This is a genomic window from Shigella sonnei, from assembly GCF_002950395.1.
In the GTDB taxonomy this organism is placed as follows: Bacteria; Pseudomonadota; Gammaproteobacteria; order Enterobacterales; family Enterobacteriaceae; genus ECMA0423.
On sequence record NZ_CP026802.1, the window covers coordinates 2,019,181 to 2,034,970 of the forward strand.

General features: G+C 51.0%; 11 protein-coding genes and 2 pseudogenes. 1 reads left to right on the forward strand and 12 read right to left on the reverse strand.

Features of this window, described 5'->3' with window-relative positions:
• Positions 1 to 42: 42 nt before the first annotated feature.
• The 4 genes and pseudogenes from ycaQ to C1P89_RS10840 form a co-directional block, all read right to left on the reverse strand.
• Entirely contained in the window at positions 43 to 1,275 is a 1,233-nt protein-coding gene (gene ycaQ / locus C1P89_RS10825) for a crosslink repair DNA glycosylase YcaQ (RefSeq protein ID WP_000056529.1), read from the reverse strand.
• Between the two features lie 36 nt (positions 1,276 to 1,311).
• Positions 1,312 to 2,298, reverse strand: coding sequence for a tetraacyldisaccharide 4'-kinase (gene lpxK / locus C1P89_RS10830; RefSeq protein ID WP_000570540.1), 987 nt, complete (start codon positions 2,296 to 2,298; stop codon positions 1,312 to 1,314).
• Positions 2,295 to 4,043, reverse strand: a complete 1,749-nt coding sequence (gene msbA, locus C1P89_RS10835) for a lipid A ABC transporter ATP-binding protein/permease MsbA (protein ID WP_000551265.1) — start codon at positions 4,041 to 4,043, stop codon at positions 2,295 to 2,297. The genes lpxK and msbA overlap by 4 nt, the downstream gene beginning before the upstream one ends.
• Before the next feature lie 36 nt (positions 4,044 to 4,079).
• Positions 4,080 to 4,976, reverse strand: a pseudogene (locus C1P89_RS10840) (DNA internalization-related competence protein ComEC/Rec2); the annotation flags it as partial.
• A 92-nt stretch (positions 4,977 to 5,068) separates the two neighbouring features.
• Between C1P89_RS10840 and C1P89_RS10845 the strand changes: the two are divergent.
• Positions 5,069 to 6,297 (forward strand): IS3-like element IS2 family transposase gene (locus C1P89_RS10845; RefSeq protein WP_088895425.1). Its coding sequence is split into 2 segments (ribosomal slippage): positions 5,069 to 5,384 and positions 5,384 to 6,297, totalling 1,230 coding nucleotides; the frame shifts between segments, so codons are not numbered across the junction.
• A 12-nt stretch (positions 6,298 to 6,309) separates the two neighbouring features.
• Here C1P89_RS10845 and C1P89_RS10850 read toward each other — a convergent pair.
• The 8 genes and pseudogenes from C1P89_RS10850 to serC form a co-directional block, all read right to left on the reverse strand.
• A pseudogene (locus C1P89_RS10850) lies at positions 6,310 to 7,680 on the reverse strand (DNA internalization-related competence protein ComEC/Rec2); the annotation flags it as partial.
• 206 nt (positions 7,681 to 7,886) lie between these two features.
• Positions 7,887 to 8,171: an integration host factor subunit beta gene (ihfB, locus tag C1P89_RS10855; RefSeq protein WP_000167336.1), complete on the reverse strand. Its 285-nt coding sequence runs from the start codon at positions 8,169 to 8,171 to the stop codon at positions 7,887 to 7,889.
• A 159-nt stretch (positions 8,172 to 8,330) separates the two neighbouring features.
• Positions 8,331 to 10,004 (reverse strand): 30S ribosomal protein S1, encoded by a 1,674-nt coding sequence (gene rpsA / locus C1P89_RS10860; RefSeq protein WP_000140327.1) that lies wholly within the window; start codon positions 10,002 to 10,004, stop codon positions 8,331 to 8,333.
• A 110-nt stretch (positions 10,005 to 10,114) separates the two neighbouring features.
• Positions 10,115 to 10,798 (reverse strand): (d)CMP kinase, encoded by a 684-nt coding sequence (gene cmk, locus C1P89_RS10865; RefSeq protein ID WP_000125016.1) that lies wholly within the window; start codon positions 10,796 to 10,798, stop codon positions 10,115 to 10,117.
• Between the two features lie 172 nt (positions 10,799 to 10,970).
• Positions 10,971 to 11,735, reverse strand: coding sequence for a metallopeptidase YcaL (gene ycaL / locus C1P89_RS10870; protein WP_001295345.1), 765 nt, complete (start codon positions 11,733 to 11,735; stop codon positions 10,971 to 10,973).
• A gap of 135 nt (positions 11,736 to 11,870) precedes the next feature.
• Positions 11,871 to 13,217, reverse strand: coding sequence for an IS4-like element IS4 family transposase (locus tag C1P89_RS10875; protein WP_000483769.1), 1,347 nt, complete (start codon positions 13,215 to 13,217; stop codon positions 11,871 to 11,873).
• Positions 13,218 to 13,342: 125 nt separating this feature from the next.
• On the reverse strand, positions 13,343 to 14,626 hold the full coding sequence (gene aroA / locus C1P89_RS10880; protein ID WP_000445231.1) for a 3-phosphoshikimate 1-carboxyvinyltransferase: 1,284 nt from the start codon (positions 14,624 to 14,626) through the stop codon (positions 13,343 to 13,345).
• Positions 14,627 to 14,696: 70 nt separating this feature from the next.
• Complete coding sequence (serC, locus tag C1P89_RS10885) at positions 14,697 to 15,785, reverse strand: 3-phosphoserine/phosphohydroxythreonine transaminase (protein ID WP_000057149.1); 1,089 nt, start codon at positions 15,783 to 15,785, stop codon at positions 14,697 to 14,699.
• Between the last annotated feature and the right edge of the window lie 5 nt (positions 15,786 to 15,790).

A 15,790-nucleotide genomic window follows, 5' to 3' on the forward strand; every position in this document is an offset into this window, starting at 1 on the left:
AGATGGATCGGGTTATGAATGCATAAATCTTATCATAATCATTTATGCGACGGGGTCTATTTCCCAGCCAGTGCGGCAATCAGTAAAGAGACCTTGCGGGCAGCGTCCTAATGTCACCCGCGTTGCCTGCTGCCAGCTCGCGAAATCAGTAATCGCCTGACGTAACCCTTTTTGCAGCATTGTCGTTGGTTTAATGCCTTCCTGTAACCACAGAGAGATAACTTCAAGGATGCCTGTCTGGCGATGCATTTTGGCATCCATTCGCCCAACTAATTGCCCACGATGTAATAATGGCAGAACAAAATAGCCATACTGGCGTTTCGGCGCTGGGGTATAGCACTCCAGCCGGTAGCTAAAATCAAAAAGCTGCTCTGCGCGTTTGCGATCCCAGACAACAGGATCAAAAGGCGAAAGTACCGCGCTGTGCGTTGCAGTGAGCTTTCCGGCCAGCGCACGCTCGAGTAGCGGCAGCAAATCAGCATGCAGCCAAAGATTGCCCAATTTTTCAACATGCACAGCAATGATTTGCTGCTGTTCAGCCCTCGCTTCGCGCCACGCCGCCAGTGCCGGACGTTTCAGCCGATAGTAATCTGCCAGCCACTGTTCGCGGAATATTCCCAGGCTACGCGCACTGTTATCCAGCATGATGATTTCTGCTTCTGTTTGCGAAACGAGATCGCGCTCATCATCCCAGTCAGGCATGACACGGTGGGTTAAATCATAAACGCGCTGGAAGTTGCGCCGTTCAATCACCATCACCTTTCCGGCAGTAAATAAACCTTCCAGATGCCGTTTATGCGGCTTCCATTCCCACCAGCCGCTTGCACCTTTACGAGGATGCTCAAAATCGGCTGAACGTACCGGCCCCTTATCATGAATATGCTGAATTAACTGTGCAATTTCCGCCTCATGTTCCTGCATCCAGGCGTCTTTGTATTTCCAGCCCATTTTTTCAGGTGCCAGCATGCGGTGGCGAATAAGACGAAAGTCGCTACGCGGCATAAAGCAGGCTTCATGCGCCCAGTATTCCATTAATTCGCCACGCGCCAGAGACTCATCCAGCCACTGGGCAGGATAATTTCCCAGACGACTGAAAAGCACCAGATATGGACTACGGGCAACAATATTGATGGTATCGATTTGCAGCAAGGACATGCGGGAGATCGTTGCCGGAATATCCTCCAACGACGCTCGACGGCGGGGTTTGTTTAACAGGCCTTGTGCGGCAAGGTGAAGATTACGCGCATCAGCAAGGGAGAGGTGCGGCAGTGACATTCATGACTCCATCAATCGAACGCTGCCGCGGCGTAACTAGTTGCCAGAAGCCAGCGAGGTTAGTTGCGTAAGCAGTTTCGCTGGTTCATCACCTGAAAGCTGTGCGTCTACAGGCAAATACCACCAATTTTCTTCTGCAAAGGCCCGGCATTTCACCGCATCTTTTTCAGTCATTACCAGCGTTTGCCCGGCGCTTACCAACGCACTGACATCCGCATGGTTCAAAGACTGATGATCGGCCAGCGGTACACATTTTTCCGGTTGTACGCCACACATCTTCAGCGTGGCAAAAAAGCGCGGCGGATGCCCAATCCCCGCCATCGCCACTACATGTTCAAGCTGAGCAACGTCACAACGCGTACCGGTACGTAAATTCACCGCCTGACCCGGCAGCAGATGCATGGGGATTTCACCGCTGCGAGGGACACCGCCGTTGACGATTACCGCATCAACCGACTTTAAGCGCCCCGCTCGCTCACGCATTGGCCCCGCCGGCAACCACCAGCCATTGCCAAAGCGACGCACACCATCAATAACGACAATTTCCACATCACGCGCCAGACGGTAATGCTGTAAACCGTCGTCGGTTACGATGATCTGCACATCAGGGTGTTGCGCCAGAATGGCTTTTACCGCATCAGAACGAACGGGAGAAACCGCAACAGGCGCATCAGTGCGTTGATAAATCAACACAGGTTCATCACCCGCCTGTGCTGTTGTGGTATCTGCCGACAATAACAGCGGATAAGATTCAGCCTTACCACCATATCCCCGCGATACGACCCCCACGCGAATACCGCGCTGTTGCAACTGTTCCACCAGCCAGACAACGACCGGGGTTTTTCCGTTGCCGCCTGCGGTGAGATTACCAACCACGACAACCGGTACGGGGGCACGCCAGGCGCGCTTCAGTTTTAGTTTATAGCAAAGACGGATCGCGCCACTCACCAGGCCATACAACCAGGAGAGTGGCAGCAATAGCCGCCACAAAGGGGATTCACCAGACCAGATTTTTTCGATCATTGGCCAAACTGCATTTTGTGAAGTTGCGCGTAAACGCCGCGGTGCTCAAGCAAATCGTTATGCGTACCGCGTTCCACAATGACACCATCCTCAACGACCACGATTTCGTCTGCCTTTTCAATGGTAGACAAGCGGTGGGCAATCACCAGAGAGGTACGGTTTTTCTGCAACTCATCCAGTGCCGCCTGAATCGCACGTTCGGATTCGGTATCCAACGCCGAGGTAGCTTCGTCCAGAATCAGAATCGGGCTATCACGCAACAAGGCTCGAGCGATAGCAATACGCTGACGCTGACCGCCAGAGAGCAGCACGCCGTTTTCACCAATCACTGTATCGAGACCGTTATCCATCTTATTGATGAAGTCTATGGCGTAGGCCATACGCGCCGCTTCTTCAATTTGCTCACGGCTGTACTGTTCAGTCCGTGCGTAAGCAATGTTGTTAGCAACCGTATCGTTAAACAGATGGACATTCTGCGACACCAGAGCAACCTGGTTACGTAACGACGCCAGGGTATACTCGCGCAGATCGTGACCATCCATCAGGATTTCGCCTTCATCAATATCGTAAAAACGCGTGATCAGGCTGGCGATGGTTGATTTACCTGAACCAGAGCGTCCAACCAGAGCGACCGTTTTCCCTGCCGGAATTTTCAGGTTGATGTTACGCAATGCGGGCACGTCACGTCCCGGATAAGTAAAGGTGACATTGCGGAATTCCACGTCGCCAGTCGCACGCTCGATCACGCGCTTACCTTCGTCTTTCTCCTGCTCACTGTCCAGAATGGTAAACAGCGTCTGACAAGCCGCCATACCGCGCTGGAACTGGGCGTTAACGTTGGTCAGCGATTTCAGCGGACGCATCAGTGCAATCATTGAAGAGAAAACAACGGTAATCGTACCGGCAGTCAGGTTATCCATAACACTTGGGAAGCTCGCCGCATACAGAACAAACGCCAGCGCCAAAGAGGCGATTAGCTGAATGATCGGATCAGAGATGGAAGAGGCTGAAACCATTTTCATCCCCTGAAGACGCATTCGGTTACTGACTTTATCGAAGCGTTTCGTTTCCACTTCCTGACCACCGAAAATCAATACTTCTTTGTGGCCCTTCAGCATTTGTTCTGCGCTGGTGGTCACCTGCCCCATGGTGTTCTGCATGTTTTTACTGATGTTGCGAAAACGCTTCGATACAACGCGAATCGCAATCGAAACAATCGGTGCCAGCACAATCAAAATGATCGACAGTTGCCAACTGTAATAGAACATCATGATGAACAGGCCGATGATTGACGCACCTTCACGCACAACCGTTATCAGTGCGCCGGAAGAAGAAGAAGCAACCTGTTCGGAATCGTAGGTGATACGTGACAACAGCGTACCCGTTGACTGTTTGTCAAAAAATGAAACCGGCATTCCCATCATGTGACCAAACAGGCGGCGACGCATGGTCATTACCACCTTTCCTGATACCCAGGAGATACAGTAGCTGGAGACATAGCTGGTGATACCACGTAAAATCATCAGCCCGATCACCACCAGCGGCATCCACACCAGCACGGAGCGATCTGTTTTACCAAAGCCATCATCAAGAAGTGGCTTAAGGAGCGATAACATGAAGGTATCGCTGGCTGCGTTGAGGATTAACGCTACGCCCGCCACGATCAGACCCGCTTTAAAAGGCGCAATGGTTGGCCACAGTCGGCGGAACGTCTGCCACGTAGAGAGATCTTTGTCGTTATGCATTCAAAAAACCAGCATTTGTTGAAATAGCCGCATATTCTACCCGTTATCCACTGGCACGCCAAACCACTGATGATACCAACGAGGTAAAATTTGCTCCCTGAGGCTGCTAATCCGCCAGCCTTGCGCTGAAAAATTGACCGTTATTTGCCCCTGATGAGGAGTATCAAGCCACTTATAACCCTGTTGTTGATAGCGATGTTTAACTTTGCTTGAGGGCAATCGCCATGCGTTATAGCGCGATGCCGATGCGAGTGCCACTTTTCCATTCACTCGCTGAATTAATGGCAACGATGATGAGGTATTACTGCCATGGTGAGGTACCTGAAGCAATGTTGTCTGCACTTGCTGCCAGTAACGGCTTAGCATCTTTTGTTCAGCGGGGACTTCAATATCACCGGTTAGAAGAATGCTATTCGTCCCGTCATCAACCTTAACCACACAGGAATGGTTATTTCCTTTATCGTTGCTAGCTTGTAAAGGCCAGTGCACGCTGAAACGCAATCCTTGCCATTGCCACGCTTCGCCACGCACACAGGGCTGATGATGTTCCCAGTTTAACGGACTTCTGATCCATAACATCGGCCATGTGTGCAATATTGAGTCCAGCCCTCCCCGGTGATCCAGATGTTCATGACTCAGAATAACGCCTTCCGGTTCAAGATTATGCCAGTGGAGCCAGGGGATAATCAGTTGTTGCCCACTATCCCCTTCGGGCCAGGCCAGTCCTGTGTCATAGAGAATCGCTTTGCCGTTTCTGGCTATCACCATTGCCAGCCCTTGCCCGACATCAAGCATGTACACCTGCCACTCGTCAGGTCGAGGTTTTTGCCACAGCGGCCAGCACATCAGCAAGCCTACAGCCACACACATTGCTGGCAACGTTCGCCAGGCGTTTAATCGCCATACCACCAGTAAGAACCATGGGGAAAATGATTAGACTGGCCCCCTGAATCTCCAGACAACCAGTATCACTTAAATAAGTGATAGTCTTAATACTAGTTTTTAGACTAGTCATTGGAGTACAGATGATTGATGTCTTAGGGCCGGAGAAACGCAGACGGCGTACCACACAGGAAAAGATCGCAATTGTTCAGCAGAGCTTTGAACCGGGGATGACGGTCTCCCTCGTTGCCCGGCAACATGGTGTAGCAGCCAGCCAGTTATTTCTCTGGCGTAAGCAATACCAGGAAGGAAGTCTTACTGCTGTCGCCGCCGGAGAACAGGTTGTTCCTGCCTCTGAACTTGCTGCCGCCATGAAGCAGATTAAAGAACTCCAGCGCCTGCTCGGCAAGAAAACGATGGAAAATGAACTCCTCAAAGAAGCCGTTGAATATGGACGGGCAAAAAAGTGGATAGCGCACGCGCCCTTATTGCCCGGGGATGGGGAGTAAGCTTAGTCAGCCGTTGTCTCCGGGTGTCGCGTGCGCAGTTGCACGTCATTCTCAGACGAACCGATGACTGGATGGATGGCCGCCGCAGTCGTCACACTGATGATACGGATGTGCTTCTCCGTATACACCATGTTATCGGAGAGCTGCCCACGTATGGTTATCGTCGGGTATGGGCGCTGCTTCGCAGACAGGCAGAACTTGATGGTATGCCTGCGATCAATGCCAAACGTGTTTACCGGATCATGCGCCAGAATGCGCTGTTGCTTGAGCGAAAACCTGCTGTACCGCCATCGAAACGGGCACATACAGGCAGAGTGGCCGTGAAAGAAAGCAATCAGCGATGGTGCTCTGACGGGTTCGAGTTCTGCTGTGATAACGGAGAGAGACTGCGTGTCACGTTCGCGCTGGACTGCTGTGATCGTGAGGCACTGCACTGGGCGGTGACTACCGGCGGCTTCAACAGTGAAACAGTACAGGACGTCATGCTGGGAGCGGTGGAACGCCGCTTCGGCAACGATCTTCCGTCGTCTCCAGTGGAGTGGCTGACGGATAATGGTTCATGCTACCGGGCTAATGAAACACGCCAGTTCGCCCGGATGTTGGGACTTGAACCGAAGAACACGGCGGTGCGGAGTCCGGAGAGTAACGGAATAGCAGAGAGCTTCGTGAAAACGATAAAGCGTGACTACATCAGTATCATGCCCAAACCAGACGGGTTAACGGCAGCAAAGAACCTTGCAGAGGCGTTCGAGCATTATAACGAATGGCATCCGCATAGTGCGCTGGGTTATCGCTCGCCACGGGAATATCTGCGGCAGCGGGCTTGTAATGGGTTAAGTGATAACAGATGTCTGGAAATATAGGGGCAAATCCAATGATAGCCATTGCCAACGTTCAGCAATGTTGATCCACCCTTCTGGCAAACTCTTTAACCCCCAGAAAAGTAAAGCCAAAGACCGGTCGGCAAGAAACCATAACCCTTGCTCCAGGATTAACGGCCCGCTTAAATGCACAACCATCGCGGCGAGGATCAACGGAACCGTGATAAATGTCACCAAGGGAATTGCTAATAGATTTGCAATAAACGAGGTCAGACTAATGCCATGAAATATGACGATTTGCACGGGCATAAGCAGAAGTGTGATACCCAGTTGCAGATGGATGAGGGAAACAACTGCACGCAATACCGGCGGCAGTTGCCACTCAGGACAGGGAAACCACTGATACCAAAAAATCAGTGCCGCGACCGCAGCGGCAGAGAGCCATAAACTTTGCGAGAGAATGGCAACAGGATCCATCAGCAAAATTGCCGCCAGACAACATATCCATACATCCCAGCCACTCCACTGTCGCCCACTTAACTTAAGCATTCCCCACGTAGCAAGCGCCACCACGGTACGCAATGCAGGAGGTTGCATTCCCGTCAACCAGGCATAAAAAGCAGCACAGCAGATCCCACCAATTAATGGTATTTGCCAGTGGATCCAGCGCCCAGGCAGAAAAATTTGTCCACTGCGAATGAGTCCGGCAGCCAGCAACACCGCAAAAGCGATGTGCAATCCCGATATCGCCATTAAATGCGCCGTTCCAGTATCGCGCATGATATTTTTGATTTCTTTGGGGACGGATAACCGTTCCCCCATACCTAAACCAAGAATAACCGCATTCCACGGATAGGGTTGCAGCGTTGTTTGTAGTGACGCCAGATACTGTGCACGCAGGCTACAATTCGGTTCAATAACACTTGCCTGCAGAAAGCGGCCGGTGAGCGGCTGATGCTGGGCAATGGCATAACGCTGGCTATCAAAGCCGCCATCATTAAGTTGACCATGAACGGCACGAACTTTGAGTTTCATTGACCACAGTTGTCCGGCACAAACCGCTTGCGGAAGATATTCGCCATACAGCACAAGGCCTGGCGCAGGGAATATACGTCGACCTTGTAGATAAGTAATTTGACCGTAATGAGTGGTCATGCCGTCAGTAGCAGTGATCTCAACAATTGCATCCTGCGTCGCGCCAGTTAAGGTTTCTCCTGCCCACAAAATTTGCTTTGCTGATAATATGCCCCAAACGAAAAACAGCAACGTCAGCGCGATATAACGGACGGTTTTAACAGGTATAAATGCCAGTACGCAGGCGAAGAGAGTCAGAAACGCAAGGGCTAATGTCCCAGGCAATTGGGGCAAAATCAGCAACGGAAAAATTCCGCAAATTATGCATACGTCGACTGTCGTTATTTTCATGCACTCCTCCCTGTTTATGGAAAGTGTGCAACTTTGTTGAGCGGTTGTCTGGTGGGAATTTTGCGTTCCCCGAGGCACATTCAGAAGAATTTAACGAGAGGGTGAAAACTGCTCAAAACTCTGCGAGGCAGCTTCCAGTTCCTGATTAGAGAAATGAAAAAAGCACCCGACAGGTGCTTTTCTCGCGTTCAAGTTTGAGTAAAAACTTAACCGTAAATATTGGCGCGATCGCGCAGTTCTTTACCAGGTTTAAAGTGAGGAACGTATTTTCCTTCCAGTTCTACTTTATCGCCAGTCTTCGGATTACGTCCGGTACGTGGTGCGCGGTAGTGCAAAGAGAAACTGCCGAAACCGCGGATTTCAATACGCTCGCCCTGCGCAAGAGTCGAGGCCATATGCTCCAGCATCTCTTTTACTGCATCTTCAACCGTCTTGGCGGGAATGTGCGATTGCTGGGTGGCAAGTCTTTCTATCAATTCTGACTTGGTCATGATTCCTCCGGTTCCTTAAAGGCAAATTAAGCGGCTGCTGTTGCTGCATTGATTAAGGGCGGCCGTAGCCGCCCTTAGTGCTTGATTACAGGACGAAACCTGCAATCTGTCAAGTAAACTCAACAAACTTCGGAATAAAAATCCCGAAGAGTCAGAGAATTACTCGCCTTTAGCTGCTTTGAAAGCTTCAGCCATTGCGTTGTTGGAGAAGTTTGCATCTTCCTGTTTGTTAACAGTTGCGATTGCATCTTTCTCGTCAGCTTCGTCTTTCGCACGAACAGACAGGCTGATTGCGCGGTTTTTACGATCAACGCCGGTGAATTTAGCTTCAACTTCGTCGCCAACGCTCAGAACCAAGGTAGCGTCTTCAACGCGGTCACGAGATGCTTCAGAAGCACGCAGGTAACCTTCAACGCCGTCAGCCAGTTCTACGGTTGCGCCTTTAGCGTCAACTGCAGTTACTTTACCGGTTACGATAGCGCCTTTCTTGTTCAGAGCAACCCAGTTGTTGAACGGATCTTCTGCGAGCTGTTTAACGCCCAGGGAGATACGTTCACGTTCTGCGTCAACCTGCAGAACAACTGCAGCGATTTCGTCGCCTTTTTTGTATTCACGAACTGCTTCTTCGCCTGCAACGTTCCAGGAGATGTCAGACAGGTGAACCAGGCCGTCGATGCCGCCGTCCAGGCCGATGAAGATACCGAAGTCAGTGATAGACTTGATTTTACCTTCAACACGGTCGCCCTTGTTGTGGGTTTCCGCGAACTGCTGCCACGGGTTAGCTTTGCACTGTTTCAGACCCAGGGAGATACGACGACGTTCTTCGTCGATATCCAGAACCATAACTTCCACTACATCGCCAACGTTAACAACTTTGGACGGGTGGATGTTTTTGTTGGTCCAATCCATTTCGGAAACGTGTACCAGACCTTCAACGCCTTCTTCGATTTCAACGAAGCAGCCGTAGTCAGTCAGGTTGGTCACGCGACCAGTCAGTTTGGTACCTTCCGGATAACGTTTAGCGATAGCTACCCACGGATCTTCGCCCAGCTGTTTCAGGCCCAGGGATACACGGGTACGTTCGCGGTCGAACTTCAGCACTTTAACAGTGATTTCGTCGCCCACGTTGACGATTTCGCTCGGATGCTTAACGCGTTTCCAGGCCATGTCAGTGATGTGCAGCAGGCCGTCAACGCCGCCCAGATCAACGAATGCACCGTAGTCAGTGAGGTTCTTAACGATACCTTTAACTTCCATGCCTTCCTGCAGGTTTTCCAGCAGCTGATCGCGCTCTGCGCTGTTTTCGGATTCGATAACGGCACGACGAGAAACAACAACGTTGTTGCGCTTCTGATCCAGCTTGATTACTTTAAATTCAAGCTCTTTGCCTTCCAGGTGCAGAGTGTCACGCACCGGACGAACGTCTACCAGAGAACCTGGCAGGAACGCACGAATACCGTTCAGCTCAACAGTGAAGCCGCCCTTAACTTTGCCGTTGATAACACCGGTAACAGTTTCAGCATCTTCGTAAGCTTTTTCCAGCGTGATCCAGGCTTCGTGACGTTTAGCTTTCTCACGGGACAGCAGAGTTTCACCGAAGCCGTCTTCTACTGCGTCCAGAGCAACGTCAACTTCGTCACCTACCTGGATTTCCAGCTCGCCCTGGGCGTTTTTGAACTGCTCAGCCGGGATGGCGGACTCAGATTTCAGACCAGCGTCAACCAGTACTACGTCTTTGTCGATAGCAACAACAACGCCACGAACGATAGAACCCGGGCGGGTTTCGATTTCTTTTAAGGACTCTTCAAAGAGTTGAGCAAAAGATTCAGTCATGTTTAATCTTCAGGTTTATATTTAACGTCCACCTGGCTCCATGCCGGATGGGGTTGTTTAACATACCCGCTGTCATTCCATTGCAACGGGGGTACTGCAAATTCGGTCGCTTATGCGAGAGCCAATTTCTGGCGCGCGTATTGTAGCGCTTTTTCAATCACTTGCTCAATGCTTAAGGTGGTGGAATCCAACACTAAAGCATCGGCTGCCGGAACCAGTGGCGCTACCGCTCGGTTACGATCGCGGTCGTCGCGTTCTTTGATCTCGGCCAAAAGGCGCTCAAAGTTAACACTAAAGCCCTTCTCCTGCAACTGTAGCATGCGGCGATGCGCACGTTCTTCCGAGGAGGCGTCAAGGAAAATTTTCACTGGCGCATCAGGGAATACCACCGTTCCCATGTCGCGGCCATCGGCAATCAGGCCTGGTAATTCGCGAAACGCGCGTTGGCGACGCAATAATGCTTCACGAACGCGTGGGAATGCCGCGACTTGTGAAGCTGCATTCGCCACTTCCTGAGTACGAATTTCGCCGCTGACATCTTCCCCTTCGAGGATCACTTCCAGATTGCCATTGGTTGACACAAAACGTACATCCAGATGGGATGCCAGCGGTACCAGCGCATCTTCTGACGCAACATCAACATGGTGATGTAATGCCGCCAACGCCAGTACGCGATAAATTGCACCCGAATCCAGCAGATGCCATTGCAATGCTTCCGCCATAGCCTTACACAAGGTGCCTTTCCCTGCACCGCTTGGGCCATCAATGGTAATAACCGGGGCAATTGCCGTCATCTTTATCTCCTTAAAACAGGCGTACCGTTAACATAACCGCGCGCATTATACGCGCCGACGCCACAAATCGTTAACGTTGTGTGCAAAAACCAGTTTTGTCTGTATTCAGATGGGGATTTATTGCGCAATTATAGCGGGCTGGCAGAAGACCAGCCCGAAAGATGACAATGATTTACTTACCAGAGGCGATACGATCACGGATGTGTTGCGCACGCTCTGTTGATGGTGGGTGAGAGTCAAACATGGACTGGGTGCGACCGCCATCCAGACTAGCCAGTTTTTCAAAGCTGCCAACCAGCCCCTGGGTGCTGATGCCACGTTTCTTCAACAGATCAAAGGAGAAATCATCTGCTTCGGACTCTTTATCACGGGAGTATTTAGCATTAATAGCGCCTTCTGCGATATCACCCAATTGTGAGCGGGAAAGCTGGGAAGCCACACCGCTGGTAGCTGAAATGGCATCGCGTGCGGCAACGATCGCATAAGAAGCTTTCATTTCAGCCAGCGAGTGACCCAACGCGACGTGGCCCAGTTCATGGCCCAGAACACCTTCAATTTCGTTGTCATTCATCATGTCCATCAGGCCACTGTAGACACGGACACAGCCGTTCGCCATCGCCCATGCGTTGACGTCGCTGGTCATATAAACCTTATAGTTGACCGGCGTGCCATTAATATTGTTACCCAATGCTTTGGCGATTTTTGCCAGACGTTTACCGTACTTGCTGGATTTACTTGCGACTTGATTGCCGCTGTCCATTTCGGCACAGCCCTGATTGGCAATCGCTTTTGCATCGGCATCGCTTAATGTTGCTGCTTTATAGGCATTTAAACCGGAGCTGATAGCCATATTGGTATCAATACCGTGGGTATTTTGACACCCTGTCAGTAATGCTGCAGAGGTCGCAATCGCCAGCAGTAATTTAGTATTCTTCATGTGAATCATCCGTTGATTAATCATATATAAATATTATGTATCAACAACTTACATTGACAAGCGACGCTACCATTAATCAAAATGACTCACAAGGTCCGAAAAAAAACGCCGACAATGTGCCGTAATGCCAGTCAGTTAAGCAACTGACTGGCTCTTTTTCGGGGCTGTGGGGTATTTCCAGGGCCTCTCCTTTACCACTCTCGGGAAGGCCCTTTCCCTTCTCGTCGGTAATTTCACAAGTTGTCCCATACTTGCAAGATCGCGCATCAGCTCCGGTATACGTCCCGGTGAAGCGCCCTGCAATGTCATCAGCATTCTCATCACCATTCCGCATGATTCTGAGAAACTCAGTTGATTCGGCCAGTAACCTTTCAGATGTTCCGCCATTTTAATCATCTGATATCTCACCAGATTATAAGCCAGTAAGACACCCCACAGCTCTTGCTCCACAAGCTCCGGCTTTTTACTTCTCAGCGTCAGCCTGCTCAGTTGCATCGTCTGTTTTATCTCCCTGTATCCCAGTTCGATTTCCCAGCGATGACTGTACAGATCCGCCATTTCTCCTCCGGGGAAGCGCATGGCGTCCGTCATCGACGTCAGCAGATGGCAGACTTTTCCTTTGCGCGTCACGGTCAGCAGGCGGGCTGTCACTTCATTTCCCAGTCCCGGCCACTTTTTTCGTGCCTGCGGGCTGGTTTTCAGCTTCACCAGATGATCGCCTTTACCCAGTTTTCTGAGCTCTTCATATTGCGCTCCCTTTCTGAGAGGTATCATCCAGTGGCGGTGTTCTCCCGCCAGGCTCCAGGCATTTAACAGTCCCAGTGAGTAATAACCTTTATCCATTAACGTCAGAGTGTTATCGCCGGTTTGTTCTATAAGTTGCTCAGCAAGCTCATTTTCGCTGTTCTTCATCGTGCCGAAGGCTGCAGCCGTCAGCAGATGGCTGGTCAGTTCCATCTGGCAGACCATTTTGACCTGCGGGTAGAGCGCCGGGTTCCCGGCATGTGTCTGGCGGGGGAAGGCTGCATCGTTCTCTGGTGTATCCGGTGTGCGCCAGAACACACCATCGATGGCCAGCAGGGTCAGGCCGCACCAGTGCGGATGCGGCGTGGCGTTATGCCAGAGCTGCGCTGTTTTCGTGAACACGCGGCGGACAGCCTCACTTCCCAGGCGCTGGCGGGCCTGAATAACGGCACTGGGGGCAACGAAGGGGCGATTGCCCGGCAGCATGATGTCCAGGCGATTCACAATCTGGTGAAGAGGTTCTTTACGCTCAAGCGCCATGCCAACAATACACCAGACCATCATTTCGAGGGGAAGACGGCGCTTGCGTAGCGTTACAGTACCTGATTCGGCAAGGCAACGAGAGATGAGTTCGGGGTCGAGGTAATCCCCCAGAGAAGTCAGTGGGTTACGCAGAGAATCGTAACGGGATACCAGATCAAGAGCCTGTCCAATGTGCATAAAAAAATCCGGAAACAAGTGAGCGTTTCCGGATTCTTACACAGCCACTGGATCGGTCAACTGATCCTTAACTGATCGGCATTACGACAATGTGCCGACGTTTTGATAAAGAAAGATTTGGCTATTTATTGCCCGTTGTTCATTCAGGCTGCCTGGCTAATCCGCGCCAACTGCTCGAAATAATCCGGAAATGTTTTGGCCGTACATTTGGGATCAAGAATCGTCACTGGTGTATCTGACAACGCCACCAGCGAGAAACACATCGCCATCCGGTGATCATTGTATGTCGCGATCTCGGCAAAGTTCAGTTTTTCCGGTGGAGTGATACGAATGTAATCGTGCCCCTCTTCTACTTCCGCACCGACTTTACGCAGTTCTGTTGCCATCGCAAACAGGCGATCGGTCTCTTTAACACGCCAGTTATAGATATTGCGCAGCGTGGTGGTGCCTTTTGCAAATAACGCCGCCGTGGCAATGGTCATCGCCGCATCGGGAATATGGTTCATATCCATATCAATAGCGTTCAGTTCACCACGCGTGCAGGAAATATAATCATCGCCCCAGCAAATGGTCGCGCCCATTTTTTCCAGCACATCAGCAAAGCGAATATCACCCTGCATACTGTTACGTCCAATACCGGTCACTTTTACAGTGCCGCCTTTGATTGCTGCTGCTGCCAGAAAGTAAGAAGCCGAAGATGCATCGCCTTCGACCAAATAAGTACCCGGAGACTGATAAGACTGCCCGCCTTTTACGACAAATTGTTGATAGTGCTGATTTTCAATTTCAACACCAAACGTCTTCATCAGATTGAGTGTGATGTCGATATAAGGTTTAGAAACCAGATCGCCTTTAATACGAATCACCGTATCTTCCGGCGCAAGAGGCGCAGTCATTAACAGTGCGGTGAGGAATTGGCTGGAAACGGAGCCATCAACGTCAACGTTGCCGCCAGTAAAGCCGCCCTGTAAACGCAACGGCGGATAATTTTCTTGTTCCAGGTAAGTGATCTTCGCCCCGCCCAGGCGCAGCGCATCCACCAGATGACCAATCGGGCGTTCTTTCATACGCGGCTCACCGGTCAGCACAATATCATTGCTACCCAGACAAAGAGCTGCCGCCAGCGGACGCATTGCCGTTCCGGCGTTACCGAGGAACAACTCCAGGGCACCTTCTGCGTGTAATGGACCGCCGTTACCGATAATTTCGCAACGCGTACGATCGGCTGAAAGCGTATAGCTTACCCCTAACGCTGTTAATGCATTCAGCATATGGCGCACGTCATCGCTATCCAGCAGATTGGTTAATACTGTTTTGCCGTGTGCTAATGCCGCCAGCAATAAAGCGCGGTTAGAAACGCTCTTGGAACCGGGCAGATTAATAGTGCCATCGACACGAGCGATGGGTTGTAACGTCAGGGATTCCATGAACTCAACTCTCTACAACAGAAATAAAAACCCCACAGGCTGGCTGTGGGGATTAAGCAAAATTTCGGCATTAACCGTGACGGCGTTCGAACTCAACCATGAAGTCTGTCAGCGCTTTAACGCCTTCCAGCGGCATGGCGTTATAAATAGAAGCGCGCATTCCGCCGACCACACGGTGACCTTTCAGTGCATGAAGGCCAGCAGCAAAAGACTCTTCAAGGAACAATTTGTCAAGCGCACTGTCCGCCAACTGGAACGGCACGTTCATCCGCGAACGGTTAGCTTTCGCCACGTCATTGCGGTAGAAATCGCTGTTATCAATCACCCCATATAGCAGTTCTGCTTTTTGCTGATTGATTTTATCCATTTCAGCTACACCGCCGTTCGCTTTCAGCCATTTAAAGACCAGACCAGATAGATACCAGGCAAATGTCGGCGGCGTGTTAAACATGGAGCCGTTATCGTTGAGGATGGAATAATCCAGAATCGACGGACACGCGATATTCGCTTTGCCCAGCAAATCTTCACGAACGATGACGATTGTCAGGCCAGCCGGGCCGATATTTTTCTGCGCGCCAGCGTAAATCACGCCATAACGGCTGACGTCAATCGGACGGGAAAGAATGGTTGAAGAGAAGTCGGCGGCGACCACCACATCTTTGCCGAAGTCTGGCGTTTCGTCGATGGCGATACCGTCGATGGTTTCATTCGGGCAGTAATGCATATAAGCAGCATTATCAGAGAGTTGCCATTCACGCATTGGCTTAACCGCGCGCAGACCATCAACAGTCACTTTGGCGTCAAAGACATTAGGCGTGCAGTATTTTTTCGCTTCTTTAATGGCACTTGCCGCCCAGTAACCGGCATCAACATAATCTGCGGTGGTTTTATCACCGAGAATATTCAGCGGTACCGCAGCAAACTGACCGCGACCACCGCCATGGCAGAATAATACCTTGTAGTTGGAGGGGACATTAAGAAGATCGCGAAAATCCTTCTCGGCTTCCTCTGCAACCTGAATGAACTCTTTGCCACGGTGACTCACTTCCATCACCGACGTACCAAGACCGTTCCAGTCGCGCAGTTCCTGTTGAGCCTGTTTAAGCACCTCTGCCGGTAGCATTGCCGGACCAGAACTAAAATTGAAGATTTGAGCCATTGCCC